14 protein-coding genes are annotated in these 14,251 nt (G+C 73.8%); 8 read left to right on the top strand and 6 right to left on the bottom strand.

The features are described from left to right. Positions 1-85 precede the first annotated feature (85 nt). The 5 genes from ACQYWQ_RS01740 (at position 86) to ACQYWQ_RS01720 (ending at position 4,781) form a co-directional block, all read left to right on the top strand. Entirely contained in the window at positions 86-508 is a 423-nt protein-coding gene (locus tag ACQYWQ_RS01740; protein ID WP_431032076.1) for a hypothetical protein, read from the top strand. A gap of 297 nt (positions 509-805) precedes the next feature. Continuing rightward, positions 806-1,231: an ATP-binding protein gene (locus ACQYWQ_RS01735; protein WP_431032075.1), complete on the top strand. Its 426-nt coding sequence runs from the start codon at positions 806-808 to the stop codon at positions 1,229-1,231. A gap of 42 nt (positions 1,232-1,273) precedes the next feature. Next, positions 1,274-2,584: a PP2C family protein-serine/threonine phosphatase gene (locus ACQYWQ_RS01730; protein ID WP_431032074.1), complete on the top strand. Its 1,311-nt coding sequence runs from the start codon at positions 1,274-1,276 to the stop codon at positions 2,582-2,584. Further along, positions 2,581-4,335, top strand: a complete 1,755-nt coding sequence (locus ACQYWQ_RS01725) for a CHASE3 domain-containing protein (protein WP_431032073.1) — start codon at positions 2,581-2,583, stop codon at positions 4,333-4,335. The genes ACQYWQ_RS01730 and ACQYWQ_RS01725 overlap by 4 nt, the downstream gene beginning before the upstream one ends. Next, complete coding sequence (locus ACQYWQ_RS01720; protein WP_431032072.1) at positions 4,332-4,781, top strand: response regulator; 450 nt, start codon at positions 4,332-4,334, stop codon at positions 4,779-4,781. Before ACQYWQ_RS01725 ends, ACQYWQ_RS01720 begins: the two co-directional genes overlap by 4 nt. Before the next feature lie 34 nt (positions 4,782-4,815). Here the strand turns inward: ACQYWQ_RS01720 and ACQYWQ_RS01715 are convergent, their stop codons facing one another. Beyond that, positions 4,816-5,640 carry an NAD-dependent epimerase/dehydratase family protein gene (locus tag ACQYWQ_RS01715; RefSeq protein WP_431032071.1) on the bottom strand — a complete coding sequence of 275 codons (825 nt, stop codon included), beginning with the start codon at positions 5,638-5,640 and terminating at the stop codon, positions 4,816-4,818. Positions 5,641-5,709: 69 nt separating this feature from the next. Further along, the gene (locus ACQYWQ_RS01710; protein WP_431032069.1) at positions 5,710-6,576 is read right to left on the bottom strand and encodes an IclR family transcriptional regulator; all 867 of its coding nucleotides are present in this window, start codon (positions 6,574-6,576) and stop codon (positions 5,710-5,712) included. 214 nt (positions 6,577-6,790) lie between these two features. Here ACQYWQ_RS01710 and ACQYWQ_RS01705 point away from each other — a divergent pair, with 214 nt between their 5' ends. After that, entirely contained in the window at positions 6,791-8,308 is a 1,518-nt protein-coding gene (locus ACQYWQ_RS01705; RefSeq protein WP_431032068.1) for a sodium:solute symporter family protein, read from the top strand. Between the two features lie 116 nt (positions 8,309-8,424). Here the strand turns inward: ACQYWQ_RS01705 and ACQYWQ_RS01700 are convergent, their stop codons facing one another. Both ACQYWQ_RS01700 and ACQYWQ_RS01695 read right to left on the bottom strand, forming a co-directional pair. Continuing rightward, positions 8,425-8,688 (bottom strand): WhiB family transcriptional regulator, encoded by a 264-nt coding sequence (locus tag ACQYWQ_RS01700; RefSeq protein WP_431032066.1) that lies wholly within the window; start codon positions 8,686-8,688, stop codon positions 8,425-8,427. Positions 8,689-9,078: 390 nt separating this feature from the next. Further along, positions 9,079-9,444: a PRC-barrel domain-containing protein gene (locus ACQYWQ_RS01695; RefSeq protein WP_431032065.1), complete on the bottom strand. Its 366-nt coding sequence runs from the start codon at positions 9,442-9,444 to the stop codon at positions 9,079-9,081. A 99-nt stretch (positions 9,445-9,543) separates the two neighbouring features. On the opposite strand from ACQYWQ_RS01695, the gene ACQYWQ_RS01690 reads away from it, so the two are divergent. Then, a complete protein-coding gene (locus ACQYWQ_RS01690) occupies positions 9,544-10,152 on the top strand; it encodes a DUF1349 domain-containing protein (protein WP_431032064.1) in 609 nt (202 codons plus the stop codon). A gap of 69 nt (positions 10,153-10,221) precedes the next feature. Here ACQYWQ_RS01690 and ACQYWQ_RS01685 read toward each other — a convergent pair whose 3' ends face one another. Then, complete coding sequence (locus tag ACQYWQ_RS01685; RefSeq protein ID WP_431032063.1) at positions 10,222-10,803, bottom strand: TetR/AcrR family transcriptional regulator; 582 nt, start codon at positions 10,801-10,803, stop codon at positions 10,222-10,224. Between the two features lie 85 nt (positions 10,804-10,888). Here ACQYWQ_RS01685 and ACQYWQ_RS01680 point away from each other — a divergent pair, with 85 nt between their 5' ends. Further along, a complete protein-coding gene (locus tag ACQYWQ_RS01680) occupies positions 10,889-11,770 on the top strand; it encodes an SDR family oxidoreductase (RefSeq protein ID WP_431032062.1) in 882 nt (293 codons plus the stop codon). 1,015 nt (positions 11,771-12,785) lie between these two features. On the opposite strand, the gene ACQYWQ_RS01675 is transcribed toward ACQYWQ_RS01680, so the two are convergent. Further along, a complete protein-coding gene (locus tag ACQYWQ_RS01675) occupies positions 12,786-14,147 on the bottom strand; it encodes an FUSC family protein (protein ID WP_431032061.1) in 1,362 nt (453 codons plus the stop codon). Positions 14,148-14,251 lie beyond the last annotated feature (104 nt).

Raw genomic sequence — 14,251 nt, 5'->3', positions numbered from 1 at the left:
ACGTCTGCGATCCTCACGGCGTGAGTCCGTCGCAGCCGGTGGCGGGCCGATGCACAGCCCCTGAGATGGCAGAGAGTCCTTCATTGTGTCTTCCCCCACCCCGATCTATCAGCAGCTCGTCGAGGAGCAGGGTGACGTTCTGAACGACACCCGGCAGACCGCCGACGCGCTTCGCAGGAAGGCGGAGCAGACCCTCGGCAGGCCGAGCGTCCCGGCCCCCGGGCCGCAGCAGCCGCCCGCCGCTCCGGCGCCCGCCGCTCCGCCCGCGCCGCCCACCGGGGCGACGCCCCCGCAGGCGCCGACCCCGCCGACGTCGCCGGGTGCCGCCGTACCCGGCCAGGCCCCGAACGGCCCGGCGGCCCCGCCCGCCGGCGACCCCGCGCGCCCGCGCACCCTCGCCGACGCCCGGCCCACGGCCCAGCCCGCACACCAGGCCCAGGCGCCGGCCCCGGAGCAGCCGCGGCCCGCGCCCCAGGCTCCCGCCGAGGAGCGCCCGGCGGAATCCTGACCGCACCCGTACGGGCCTGGACCGCACCCGGACCGCACCCGTACGGGGCCCGTACGCCGCCGATACGCGCGCCCGGGCGCCGGCCCCCGCCGACCCCGCGACGGGCCCCGCCGGACCCGTACGGCCTGCCCGCGGGAGCACCTGCGGCCGGGGCGGCCCTCACCAGGGCCGCCCCCGCCGTACCGCCCGCGACCTCCCCCTTTCACGACGTCCCCTTTTCAGCTCCCGCGCTCGGGGTACACCACTTCATGTACCGATGCGGAGTTCCCCAAGGGCTCCCAGTGACGGGGTGAGACCATGCACCACCTGGACCAGGCCGGACAGGCGCTCGCGCCGCCCGCTCCCGCCGCGGCGGGAGGACACCACTCCCGGCCCGCGCACGCCGCCGAGGCGCGCGAGGCCGTGCGCGTCTTCCTCGACGGGCTCGGCCCCGCCGTCGCGGCCCGCACCGCGCAACACTTCCTGCTGCTCGTCTCCGAGCTGGTCAGCAACGCGCTGCGGCACGCGGGCGCGGTCAGCGGGCTGTGGCTGCGCGCGACACCGGGCGCGCTCACCGTCGAGGTGCGCGACCCGAGCCCCGAGCACCCCACCCCGCGCACCCCGCGCCTGGACGGCACCACGGGCGGCTTCGGCTGGCCGATGGTCCGCGGGATCGCCGAGTCCCTGACCGTGCGCCCGGAGCCGGACGGCGGTAAGACGGTGACGGCGGTCCTGGCCCGCTGAGCACCCGCTCCCACACCGCCGTCCCCTCCTGCACCGGGCAGTATGCTTCTGCTTGTCTCGCAGAGGTCCGCCACATGGACGCCTGCTCTTAGGTGGGGGTGTGAAGTGGCCGAACGGCCCACGGGGCTCGAATCCTCGCTGCCACGACCGCGTGCCGGGCACGCCGATCCGGGGTGGGAACTCGATGTCACCCTGGTCTTGGTCGAGGACGACGCCGGTGACGCGCTCCTGGTCGAGGAGTACCTCGCCGACAGCGCCCTCAACCTCGGCCTGACCTGGTGCAAGACCCTCGCCGAGGCACAGGCGGTGCTCGCCCGCACGGCGGGCCCGCTGTGCGTCCTGCTCGATCTCCACCTCCCCGACGTGCACGGCCTCGACGCCGTCCGCCGGGTCCTGAAGGCCGCTCCCGACGCCGCGATCATCGTGCTCACCGGCCTCGCCGAGAGCGAGATCGGCCTCGACGCGGTCGCGCTCGGCGCGCAGGACTACCTCGTGAAGAACCGCGTGGACCCCGAGACCCTCGGCCGCGCCGTGCGCTACGCGGTCCAGCGCAAGGTCGTCGAACGCGCCTCCGCCGCGCTCCAGGCGAGCAGGCTGCGCGCCGAGGAGAACGCCCGCCTCGAACTCGGCCTCCTGCCCACCCCGCTCCTGCGCACCGTGCCCGCCGACTTCTCCGTCGTCTCGCGCTACGAGCCGGGACGCGACCACGCGCTGCTCGGCGGGGACTTCTACGACGTCGTGCAGACCGCCGACGGCACCGTGCACGCCGTCGTCGGCGACGTCTCCGGGCACGGCGCCGCCGAGGCCGCGCTCGGGGTGTGCCTGCGCGTCGCCTGGCGCGCCGCCGTGCTCACCGGCTGCGTCGGCTCCGACCAGGCACGGCTGCTCAACGAGATCCTGTGCGCCGAGCGCGCGGGCGAGCACGTCTTCGCCACGTACGTGAGCCTCCGCTTCGCGCCTGACCACCGCACCCTGCACACCGTGCGTGCCGGTCACCACGGCAGCCTCATCCGCACCCCGGCCGGCGTCGAGTGGTACGAGCCCGAGGGCGGGATGGCGCTCGGGCTGCTCGGCTCCGACATGCCCGCTTCGGCCTGGCCCGAGGCCGTGCGGAGCATCGAGCCCGACACCGCCGTCGTCTCGTTCACTGACGGTCTCTTCGAGGGCCGTACGGGCCCGGGGACGCGGCTCGGCGAGGCCGGGCTGCTCGCCCTCGCGCGCCGCCGCAACGATCTGGCGGGTCCCGCGTTCGTCCGCACCCTGGTCGAGGAGGTCTCCGCGCTGGCCACGCCCGCGGGCGGTCTCTCCGACGACCTCGCCGTCCTGCACCTCGCCTGGGAGAAGAAGTCATGACACAGGGCCACAGCGCGCCCGCGCGCGCGGGCCGCACCGGGCGCCTCTCGGTCCAGGGCTGGATGAACCTCGTCCTCGGCATCCTCGGTGCCCTCCTCGTGCTCGCCGCGGTCCTCGTGGCGGCGCAGATATCCCGCACCAACGACCGCACCACCGACCTCGTCGACCGCATCCAGCCGGCACGCTCGGCCTCCTTCCGCCTCCAGAAGGCGCTGCTCGACCAGGAGACGGCCGTCCGGGGCTACGCCCTGACGGGGGACAAGTCCTTCCTCGCCCCGTACGCCCAGGGGCAGAAGGACGAGAAGCGCTACGGCGACGGGGCCGCGGGACTCCTCGCGGACTACCCGAAGCCCAGCGCCGACCTGAAGGACCTGCGCGCGGCGGCCGAGCGGTGGCGGGCGGGCACCGCCGAACCGGTCATCGACCGCGTCCGGAACGGCACCCCGGTCGCCCCGGGCACGCTGGACTCCAGCAAGACCGAGTTCGACGACATCCGCGCGCTCTTCGACGTGCAGATCGACCACCTCGACGAGGTGCGCGACAAGGCGAACGACGAACTCGACGCAGCGAAGCGGCTGCGCGACGGCACCTTCCTCGGCATCCTCGTCGTCCTCGTCGCGGGCGGCGGCGTCCTCGCCGTCCTCCTGCGCCGCATCGTCGGCCGCCCGCTCACGAGCCTTGAACGCGACGCCCAGCTCGTGCGCGCGGGCGACTTCGAGCGGCCCATCGCCATCGACGGGCCTTCCGACGTACGGGCCCTCGGGCTCGCCGTCGAGGACATGCGCCGCAAGATCGTCGCCGAGCTGTCCGAGTCCCGCTCCCGCGAGGCGCTGCTCGCCGAGCGCACCGCCGAGCTGGACGCCCAGACCGCCGAACTCCAGCGCTCCAACGCCGAGCTGGAGCAGTTCGCCTACGTCGCCTCGCACGACCTCCAGGAACCGCTGCGCAAGGTCGCCTCCTTCTGCCAGCTTTTGGAGAAGCGCTACGGGGACCAGCTGGACGGGCGCGGCAAGCAGTACATCGACTTCGCCGTCGACGGCGCCAAGCGGATGCAAGTCCTCATCAACGACCTCCTCGCCTTCTCGCGCGTGGGCCGCATGGGCGGCGACCTCGTCGAGATGCCGCTCGGCGAGACGCTGGACCGCGCGCTGAGCGACCTGGAGGTGCCCATCGAGGAGGCGGGGGCCGTCGTGGAGACCGAGGGCGCGCTGCCCCGCGTGCTCGGCGACCGTACGACGCTCACCATGCTGTGGCAGAACCTGCTCGGCAACGCCGTCAAGTTCCGCCACCCCGCGCGCCCGCCGCGCGTCCGCGTCACGAGCGCCCGCGAGGGCGACACGTGGCACTTCTCGGTCACCGACAACGGCATCGGTGTCCCCGAGGAGTTCGGCGAGAAGGTCTTCGTCATCTTCCAGCGGCTGCACAGCCGCGAGGAGTACGGCGGCACGGGCATCGGGCTCGCGCTGTGCCGCAAGATCGTCGAGCACCACGGCGGGCAGATCGGGCTCGACCACTCCGTCGCCGAGGGCGCCCGGGTACGCTTCACGCTTCCGGCCCTGCCCGAAGCGGAGCCCCCGGCGGACGGGGTTCCCGCCGAGGTGCCCGCCCAGACCTCGGAATCCCGCTCCCAGGACCTCGCGTCCCCGTCAGCGCGAGCCCAGTCGTCGGAACCCCAGTCGTCCTCGGCCCAGTCGTCGCACGCCCAGCCATCGCAAGCCCAGTCCTCCGCCCCGCTTGGAGTCACGAAGTGAACACGCCGGTCGAGCCCATCGAGGTCCTGCTCGTCGAGGACGACCCGGGCGACGAGTTGATGACGCGCGAGGCGTTCGAGGACAACAAGATCCGCAACACCCTGCACGTCGTGCGCGACGGGCAGGAGGCGCTGGACTTCCTCTACCGCCAGGGCGAGCACACCGAGGCGCCCCGCCCCGACCTGATCCTCCTCGACCTCAATCTGCCCAAGTACGACGGCAGGCAGGTCCTGGAGCGCATCAAGGGCGACGAGAACCTCGCCCACATCCCGGTCGTGGTCCTCACCACGTCCTCCGCCGAGGAGGACATCCTGCGCAGCTACCGGCTGCACGCCAACGCCTACGTCACCAAGCCGGTGGACCTCGACCAGTTCATCGCGGCGGTCCGCCAGATCGACGACTTCTTCGTGACGGTGGTCAAGCTGCCCCGCACGGCCGCGTCCTGAGCGGAGTCCCCGCGGGGGCCGGGGCGGAGTTCCGTCACAGCGGGTTCGGTGCCCCCAGGGGGTTCGTGCAGAAGCCGCCGCCGACGTGGGCGGCCTCGTCGGGCGGCGGCGCGGGGACGTCGCTCAGGAGGTCCGCGTACGCCTCCGCGTTGTCCTTCGGCTCGTAACCCAGCGCCCGTGCCTCCGCGAGCGAGTAGACCCGACGCGTGTTGTCCGAGACGCCCCACACCAGGCGGTAGCCCGGGGACGGGGCGCTCAGGCAGGCCTCGAAGAGGCGGGCGCAGTCGTCGGGCGAGAGCCAGGTGACGAGCCCGCGCGGGCCGAGCGGCAGTGGTGTCTCGAAGCAGGAGCCGATGCGCAGCGCGAGCACGTCCATGCCGAAGCGCGAGTGGTACAGACTGCCGAGCGCCTCGATCGCCGCCTTGCTCACGCCGTAGTACGAGTCCGGGCGCGGCGTGGAGTCGGCGGGCAGCCCATCGGGCCCCGCCTCGTCGACGCGGCGGAAGCCCACCGCGTGGTTGCTCGAAGCGAGCAGCACCCGCCCGATGCCCGCCCGCCGTGCGGCGTCCAGGACGACCTGCGTGCCGTGGATGTTCGTCGCGAGCATCGCCTCCCAGGAGTTCTCACGGCTCAGCCCGCCGAGGTGGATGAGCGCGTCCACGTCCGTGCACGCCTCGGCCATCAGCTCGGGATCGGTCACCGAGCCGGTCACGATCTCCACGTCCTCGCCCTCGGCGGCGGGCTCCTGCGGGGCGAGGTCCAGGAGCCGCAGCACCCGTCCCGGGCGGCGCAGCCGCCCCCGCATCAACTGCCCGACCCCGCCCGCGGCCCCGGTGATCAACAGCCGCTGTGCTCCCACGGATGTGCTCCTTCGTGACGGCCCCCCGGCGGGGGCGATGATGACCTCACTGATCCGGCGGGGGAGTGCTCAGCGAATCCCCGCCCGCCGCAGCTCGCGTCCGAGCCGAGCGGTGACGTCGACGAGCAGCTCGCCGATCTCGCGTACCCCCGCGTCGTCGATCTGGTCCACGGGCAGCGAGCAGCTGATCGCGTCGCTCGCCGGGATGCGGTACGGGACGACGGCGGCGACGCAGCGAATCCCCGGCGTGCCCTCCTCGCGCTCGGTCGCGTACCCCAGCTCCCTCGCCCGCTCGCACTCCGCGCGCAGTGCCTCGCGGGTCACGACCGTGTGCGCGGTGAGCGCGGTGAGTGTCCCGGGCAGGAGCGCGTCGACCTCCGCGGGGGTCAGCTCGGCGAGCAGCGCCTTGCCGAGCGCTGTCGCGTGCACGGGCAGCGAGCGTCCCACGCGCGAGATGAGGTGCGTGGAGCGCTTCGCCTCGCGGGTCTCCAGGTAGACGACCTGGTCGCCGCTGCGCCGCGCGTAGTGCGCGGTGAACCCGGTGCGTTCCCTGATCTGCTCCAGGGCCTCGGTCGCGAAGGGCATCGCGGCGTCGCGGTCGAGGTACGCGGTCCCGCAGACGAGGGCGCGGATGCCGAGCCGGTAGCGGGCCGCGCCCGCGTCCTGCTCCAGCCAGCCCACGTCGAGAAGCGTGCGGAGCAGCCCGTGGAGGCTGGAGCGCGGGAACCCGGTGAGCGTGTGCAGCTCGGCGAGCGTGAGCCAGGTGTCGTGCGCGGCGAAGGTCTCCATGAGGTCCAGCGCGCGCCTGGCCGACTTCACGCCCGTACCGCCCGCGCCCCGCTCCTCCTCGTCGGAGGTGCGCTCGCCCGCCTGCCCCGCTTCCTTCGCCCCTGCCTGGGCCGTCTGTGCGGCCTCCCGTGTGCCCGGTGTCGCCACGCGTTTCAAATCCCCTCTGCCCGCCCGGAGTTGCTCGTCCCGGAGCCGTCCGCGCCCCTGCGCGTTCCAGCCGTCCCTGTCGGCTCCGTTGACTTGTGACGGGGGCCATATTAGCTTCCGTCGCGTTCATGGAGATGGACAGGTTCCAGTACAGCATACGTGTTCATGTTTGTGAACGCCTCGCGGAATGACGGACGCTGAAAGGAAGTCATCGATGCATGCGTTCGACTGGACGGTCATGTGCGCGTACTTCGGGCTCATGGTCCTGATCGGCTGGTGGTCGCACCGCAGGGTCGGCGACGTGAAGGACTTCTTCACCGCCGGGGGCCGGATGCCGTGGTGGCTCGCCGGGATCTCGCACCACATGTCCGGCTACAGCGCGGTGCTCTTCGTCGCCTACGCGGGGGTCGCCTACACGACCGGTATCACGGTCTACTTCTGGGGCTTCGCCTCCATCGGTGTCGGCGTCGGCATCGGCAGCTGGCTCTTCGCGGCGCGCTGGAACCGGTTGCGGTCCCGGCTCGGGGTCGCCTCGCCCCTCGAATACCTCGCCCGCCGCTACAACGTCGCCACGCAGCAGGCCCTCGCCTGGAGCGGCAGCCTCCTCAAGGTCGCCGACATCGCGGCCAAGTGGTTCGCCGTCGCGACCCTGCTCAACGTCTTCGCCGGGATCGACTACAACCTCGGCATCCTCATCACCGGTGTCATCACGCTCGTCTACTGCACCATCGGCGGACTGTGGGCCGACGCCCTCACCGAACTGGGGCAGTTCATCATCCAGGGCGCCGCCGCGCTCGTCATGATCGTCGTCGTGCTCCACAAGCTCGGCGGGATCTCCGCGGTGTGGACGATGTGGGGCGACCTGCCCAGCGGTCACCTGCACCCGGCGACCTCGCAGTACACGACGGTCTTCCTGCTCGTCTACGTCCTCGTCAAGACGCTGGAGTACAACGGCGGCATGTGGAACCTCGCCCAGCGCTACATGGCGGCACCGAGCGCGAGCGAGGCCAGGCGCGGCGCGCGGCTCTCCGCGGCGCTCTACCTGTTCTGGCCGATCGTCCTCATGTTCCCGATGTTCGCCGCGCCCCTGCTCATCCCCGGCCTCGACAACCCCAACAACTCCTACGCTGTCATGGCCACGACATTCCTGCCGCACGGTCTCATCGGCCTCGTCCTCGCCGGGATCTTCTCGCACACGATGGCGATGGTCTCCTCCGACGCCAACGCGATCTCCGCGGTCATCACGCGCGACATGATCCCCGTGCTCTCGGCGCGCGCCCGCCACTGGACGCAGACGCAGGGCCTCAAGGCGGCGCGCGTCACGACCGACGTGTTCGTCCTGCTCACGATGGCGGTCGCCACGCAGGCCGAGAACCTCGGCGGCGTGCTCCAGATCGTCGTCAACTGGGTCGCCGCCCTCATGGGCCCGATATCCGTCCCGCTCCTGCTCGGGATGCTGCCGCGCTTCCGCACCTGCGGACCGCGCGCGGCGCTCGTCTCCTGGGCGAGCGGCCTGATCGCCTACGCCCTCGTCTACTACGTCTTCGACACCTCGCAGACGTGGCTCGTCGCGACCCCGGTCCTCGTCTCGCTGGCCCTCTACGCGGGGCTCGGCCTCCTGCTCCCCGAACCCTCCGAGGCGACGGAGGACGTCCTCGCGCGTCTCGCCGACACCGACGACGACCCGTCAGGGCCGCCGCGGACGAGCGAGGGCAGTCCGGTACGGGCCTGAGCGGCCTCCCGGCGCGGGCCGGGGCGGCGCGTGCGGCGGCTCACCGCGGCCGTCGCGCCCGCTGTCCGGTGTCCCGTATTACGGGCCCGCCGCGGCCGGTCTCCGGTACGGGGCGCTCAGCGCCGTCCCGCGCCGGAGGCCCGCAGCCGGGCCCGGCGGCCGCGGTGCACCGCCTCCCGCTCGCGTTCGTCGAGTCCGCCCCACACGCCCGACCGCTGGCGGCTCTCCAGGGCGTACTCCAGGCACGCGGCCCGCACCGGGCACCCGGCGCACACCCGCTTCGCCTCCTCGCGCTGCCGGGCGCCGGGGCCCTCGCTGCTGACGGGGAAGAAGAGTTCGGGATCGGTGTCCGTGCAGGCGGCACGGCGCATCCACTCCATGAGAGGTCACCCCTCGTATCGGGAACGTTCCGGTGCGGGTGACCGGCCCGCCCCGCCCCAAACCCGGGGTCCACCGGAACTCCCCAGCATCCGCACGGGAATGATGGGCGTGCGCAGGGGCGTCCCCTGGTCTCCAGGAGTTCGCCATGCCGCTGTTCCGCGGCGCCGTCAGCGGCGGCGGACCGCCCATCGCGGTGCCGGGGCCGCTCCCGGCCCCGGGCCCGCGCGGGCCGCTCATCGATCCGCCGACAGCCACGAGGGGGCGTCGCCCACGCCCACCCGGCCGTCCCCCGGGGCACAGGCAGCGACTACCCCGCCGCCACCCGCGCATGCGCCGACTGGTTCGCCGCCGCCCGCGCGGCGGGCGTCACCGGCTGGGCCCGCCCTCCCTCAGACGTCCTCGTCGCCCTCGCGCTCCTCGGGCACGGTGTCCTCGGGGAGCCCGTAGTACGCGTACAGGGCGCTCTCCTGCACCGCGTCGATGTGGTCCTCCGCGTCACCCGGGCGTGGTGCCTCGTGCACGACCTCCTTCGGCCACGGGACGGTGAGGCGGCGGCCCTCGCGCACCGCGCCCGCCAGGGGCACGAAATGCTCGCGCAGGCCGAGCAGCCCCGTACGGACCGTGACCCACTCGGGACGCCCCGTGCGGTCGTCCAGGTAGACCTCGTCGACGCCGCCGATCTTCTCGCCGCCGTCGTCGTAGACGTCGAGGCCGTCCAGCTCACCGGGCGGGCCCAGCCGCTTGCCCTTCGTCACCGTGACCACCTCCTCGCCGTGCGGTGTCCTCCCTCCATAGCGCACCCCGCAGGCCACCGGGGCAACCGGAGGAGCCCCGGGCGTGCGAAGCTCTCGTCCATGACGACCGACGGCACGCACACGGTGGAATGGACGGCGGGGGAGTGGCTCAACCGGCCGCCCGCGCTCCGTACGGACGCGGAGGACGGGGCACTGCTCGTCACGGCGGCAGAAGGCAGCGACTTCTGGCGCACGACGTCCTACGGCTTCGTACGGGACACGGGCCACGCGCTCCTCGTGCCGTTCGCGCGCGACAGCGCCGTGGAAGTGACCTTCCGTGCCGACCTCCCCGAGCTGTACGACCAGGCGGGCGTCCTCGTCCGTGTCGCCCCCGGCACCTGGCTCAAGGCGGGCGTCGAGACGAGCGACGGCGTCCCGCACCTCGGCGCCGTCGTCACGCACGGCACCTCCGACTGGTCCCTCGCCCCCGTTCCCGAGTGGGCCGGGCAGGATGTCACGATCCGCGTGAGCCGCACGGGCGACGCCCTCACGGTCCGCGCGCGGACCGTCGGCAGCCCCTGGCGCATGGTCCGCCTCGCCCACCTCGCACCCGAGGCGGAGGCGACGGCGGGCCCGTTCTGCTGCTCCCCGGAACGCGCCGGGCTCACCGTCCGGTTCACGCGTTTCACGACGGGCCCTGCGGACCGGGGGCTGCACGAGGGCGTGTGAGCGAGGGAGGCGCGGCAAGGGGGGCGGGGGCCGGGAGGTCCCGCCCCCTCCGCGCCTCCGGGCGTGCCGTCAGCCGAGCCGGGCGGCCGCCGCGTGCAGTTCGCGCAAGGCGGCGAGGGTGAGGTCCCGCAGGGCGCCGGGAGTCTCGTCGTGCGCCTGGTCGATCCACTGCCCGTAGCCGCTCTTGAAGGCGAGCACGCCGAGTTCGGCGGCCACTTGCGCGTCGACGGCCGGGACGCCCCGCGCCGTGAGCGCGTCCGTCATGGCCTTGGCCATGCCGACGCTCTTGAGCGCCTCGCGCTCCTGCAACTCCTTGTTCGCGTCGACGGCCGCCCGCAGCAGCGGGCTCAGTTCCCTGTTGAACGCCGTCATCTCCGCAGCGACGCGTGCGAGACCGGCGGCGACCGCGGCGACGGGGGGCGCGTCCGCCGGAGCCGCGCCGATGCCGTCGGCGAGCAGCCTGCTGAGGGCGTTCTGGCCCGCCGTGAGGATGTCCCGCTTGTCGGAGAAATGGCGATGGAAGGTGCTGCGCGTGAGACCCGCGTGCGCGGCTATCTGCGCCACCGTCGTGTCGTCGTAGCCGTGCTCGGCGAACAGCCTGAACGCGGACATGATCAGACGCTGCTGCGCGTCCGGCTTCCATCTCGGCATGGGCACATTCTACTGATGGGACACGTGTCGCATCGCTGGCTATAGTGATGGGACATCTGTCGCATCATGTGTGGGAGGACGCCTCATGAAGGTTTTCGTCACAGGCGGGACGGGCCTGATCGGTTCCGCCGTCGTCGCCGAGCTGATCCGGGCGGGCCACACCGTCACCGCGCTCGCCCGCTCCGAGGTCTCCGCCGCCAAGGCCGAGGCGGCGGGCGCCACCGTCCTGCGCGGCGGCCTCACCGATCTCGACGTCCTGCGGACCGGGGCCCAGGAGTCCGACGGTGTCATCCACCTCGCCTTCAGTAACGACTTCAGCTCGCCCGAGGCCGTCACGCGCGCGGTCACCGAGGAGGGCGAGGCGCTCGCCGCGCTCGGTGAGGCGCTCCTCGGCTCGGACCGACCGCTCGTCACCGTGTCGGGCACGCCGGCCGTTCCGGGGCGCGCCGCCACGGAGGAGGACCCGGTGCCGACCGACGGGCTGGTCGGCGGCCGCGGCCGCTCCGTGCTGCGGGTGCTCGCGCTCGCCTCGCGCGGGGTGCGCGGCTCCGCCGTCCGCCTGCCGCGCACCGTCCACCACGACGGCCAGGGCGGCTTCACCGGAATCCTCACCGAAGCCGCCCGGCGTACCGGTGTCGCCGGTTACCCGGGCGACGGTGCGCAGCGCTGGCCCGCCGTCCACGCGCTCGACGCGGCCGTGCTGTTCCGCCTGGCGCTGGAGAAGGCTCCCGCGGGTACGGCCTGGCACGCCGTCGGCGACGAGGGGGTCGCGGTACGGGACATGGCGGAGGCCATCGGCGAGCGGCTCGGCCTCCCGGTCGGGGCCGTGCCGCAGGAGTCCTTCGGCCCTCTCGGCCAGGTCTTCGTGATCGACCAGCCCGCCTCCAGCGCGTACACCCGCGCCGCACTGGGCTGGGAGCCGGCCCACCCGGGCCTCATCGCCGACCTCGCGCACCTCAAGGGCTGACACCGGCCTCCGGCCGGGCGGGCGGGGTCGGGCCGGTCCGTCGTGGGCGGGCCACGCGCCGCGGAGGCGCGGAGCCGACGGCGCGCGGCTGACGGCGCGCGGCTGACGGCGCGCGGCTGACGGCGCGCGGCTCGGGAGTCCGGGCGGTCGGGGGGCGTCACGCAGGGGAGTGCCGGGCCGGGCTCGCGTGCCGGGCCGACCGGTTGGGCTCGCGGAGCGCGTTGCCGGGGCGGGGCTCGCGTGGGGGTGCTGGACGGCGGGCTCGCGAGGAGTGGTGCCCGGGCGGGCTCGCGTGGGGGTGCTGGACGGCGCGGACGCGCGCGGTCCCCTCGGGAGCGCCCGCGCCGGTGCGGTGTTCATCCTGCCGTGCGCGGCCCCGGCTGGTGTGTCGGCGGGGGCGTCTTGGGCGGTCCGGTCGCGTGGGTGTGTGTGCGTCGGGCTGCGTGCGGTCCCGTGTGGTCTGCGCGCGTGGGGTGTTGCCAGGCCGGGTCCCTGGCCGGGCCCGTGTGCGGGTCGCCCTGTTGGGTGTGGTGGGGGCGGCGGCCGGTTCGGTTGTGCGTGGGCCGGTCCGGTCAGGTCGTGTGGGGTGTTGCCGGGCGGGTTGGTGTGCGGGTGTCGCGCGGTCCGGCCGCGTGCGGTCCCGGCCGGTGCCTCGGCGGGGCGTCTTGGGTGGTCCGGTCGCGCTGGTGCGCTGGCGGGTCCGGTGGTGCGCGGTCGTGTCCGGTCCGCGGGCGTGAGGCGTCGCCTGGTCGGGCCCGCACGCGGTGTCGCCCGGTAGGGGCGCGTGCGGGTGCCGGACGGTCCGGCCGCGCGTGGTCCCGGCCGGTGCGTCCGCGCGGGTGTGCTGGCCGGACCGGGCGTGCGAGGTGTTGCTCGGCCCGGCCCCCGTGCCGTGTCGCCCGGTTCCGGCCCGTGCCGCGTCGCGCCGCCCGGTCGGGCACGTATGCCGTGCCGTCTGTCGGGCCGTGTGCCGTGGCGTCGGTCGGCCCACAGGTCAAAGGTCTTGTGCGGGGCGTCAACCGGTCGGTTCCGCGTTTTCCTCGCGCTTCTTCACCTCCCGTCTGCCGCCTCGCTGGCCGGGCAGGCGGGGGGTGGGGCGGCGGCGGGGGAGGAGACGGGTGCGTGCGCGCGTCAGCAGCGGGTGGCGCTCGCGCTGTTCGCGCGCGTTGCGGTCGAGTTCGTCCAGGAGCCGCTGCGAGCGCTGTTCGAGGTCGAGTTCGGCGAGTATGCGGTCGACCTCGGTCAGGAGCGCCCCGTACAGGTACCAGTGGCCGTCCTCCACGCGGGCACTCTCGCGCAGCAGCGTGCCCACCCGGGCGCGTTCGCGGCGGGCGGCGTGGAGTTCGGCGGCGAGCCGGTCCTCGGCGGCCTCCGCGCTCTCACTCACCGGGTGCGTCACGAGCACGGCGAAGCTCACGACGGCGTCGGCGACCTGTGCGAGCAGGTTCTCCACGGCCCGCGCGGCCTTCGGCTCGAAGAGCGCGGCGGCGTCCCTGGACTCCCGTACCCGCGCCAGGTCGGTGAAGGTGCGCGCGAGCACCCGCAGGACGACCGTGCAGATCTCCAGTGTGTCGAGCCCCGTGCGCAGCACCACCCGGTTGAGCAGTCCCTCCCGCACGCGTGGGTTGAACCGGAGGCTCTCCTCCGCCTGCCGCAGCGCCGCGTCCACCTCCGCGATGTCCCTGTCCAGGTCCCGCGCCTCCTGGAGCGTCGCCCGCGCCTCGCGCACCGGATCGCTGCTGCTCAGCTCCTCGCCGATGCGCAGCAGGAGCCGCCGCATCCGCCGGGCCAGGTCCTCCAGCGCGTCCCCCGCGGTGCCGGTCCACACCGGTGGCGCGAGCACGAAGTTGACGAGCAGCCCCACCGCGGCACCGATCACCGTTTCGAGCACCCGGTCCCAGGCCGTGTCGGTGACCCGGCTGACACCGAGCACGAGCATCGCGCTGATCGCCACCTCCGGCACGAACTCGCTCACCCGCACGAGGTGCCCCACCACGAGCGCCGCCAGGATGAGCAGCCCGAGGCTCCACCACGTCAGTCCCACGAGCGCGCTGAAGCCGATCGCGACGAGGACCCCCGCGATGACCGCGTTGACACGCCGGACGCCGGTCGTGAGGGTCGCGTAGAGCGTCACCTGCACGGTGAGGAGCGCGGTGAGCGGGGCCGTGAGTGGTGCCGGGGTGTCGCTCACGTGCAGCGCGACGACATACGCGAGCGTCGCCGCGCCCGCGGCCCGTACGGAGCGCACCACCGTCGCCTCGCGCCGCACCCGCCCCCACAGGTGAGCGAGCCGCTCCGGCGCGCTGCCGTCCCCGCGCAGCCGCCGCCACGACGCCCCCAGCTCTCCCCTGAGCTTCGCCCTTTGTTGATCAAGCACGCCGGTTTCCTTCCCCGTTCCCGCGCGCGCAGCCCTGCGGCGGCGGGTTTCTTGCCGTACGCGCGGAATCGATCCCGTGGCGGATGAGGAGGGGCGCATTCATG

Origin of the sequence: Streptomyces sp. P6-2-1 (genome assembly GCF_050613165.1) — a bacterium.
Classification (GTDB): Bacteria; Actinomycetota; Actinomycetes; order Streptomycetales; family Streptomycetaceae; genus Streptomyces.
The sequence above is the reverse complement of the archived record's forward strand: the minus strand, read 5'-3'. Positions and strand labels throughout refer to the sequence as shown.

What these genes read in the sequence shown, in the direction of transcription:
- ACQYWQ_RS01730 (WP_431032074.1), top strand. Translation starts at nt 1,274, where the DNA reads ATGCTTCTGCTTGTCTCGCAGAGGTCCGCCACATGGACGCCTGCTCTT.
- ACQYWQ_RS01685 (WP_431032063.1), bottom strand. Translation starts at nt 10,803, where the DNA reads ATGCCGAGATGGAAGCCGGACGCGCAGCAGCGTCTGATCATGTCCGCG.
- ACQYWQ_RS01700 (WP_431032066.1), bottom strand. Translation starts at nt 8,688, where the DNA reads ATGGAGTGGATGCGCCGTGCCGCCTGCACGGACACCGATCCCGAACTC.
- ACQYWQ_RS01735 (WP_431032075.1), top strand. Translation starts at nt 806, where the DNA reads ATGCACCACCTGGACCAGGCCGGACAGGCGCTCGCGCCGCCCGCTCCC.
- ACQYWQ_RS01705 (WP_431032068.1), top strand. Translation starts at nt 6,791, where the DNA reads ATGCATGCGTTCGACTGGACGGTCATGTGCGCGTACTTCGGGCTCATG.
- ACQYWQ_RS01680 (WP_431032062.1), top strand. Translation starts at nt 10,889, where the DNA reads ATGAAGGTTTTCGTCACAGGCGGGACGGGCCTGATCGGTTCCGCCGTC.
- ACQYWQ_RS01690 (WP_431032064.1), top strand. Translation starts at nt 9,544, where the DNA reads ATGACGACCGACGGCACGCACACGGTGGAATGGACGGCGGGGGAGTGG.
- ACQYWQ_RS01725 (WP_431032073.1), top strand. Translation starts at nt 2,581, where the DNA reads ATGACACAGGGCCACAGCGCGCCCGCGCGCGCGGGCCGCACCGGGCGC.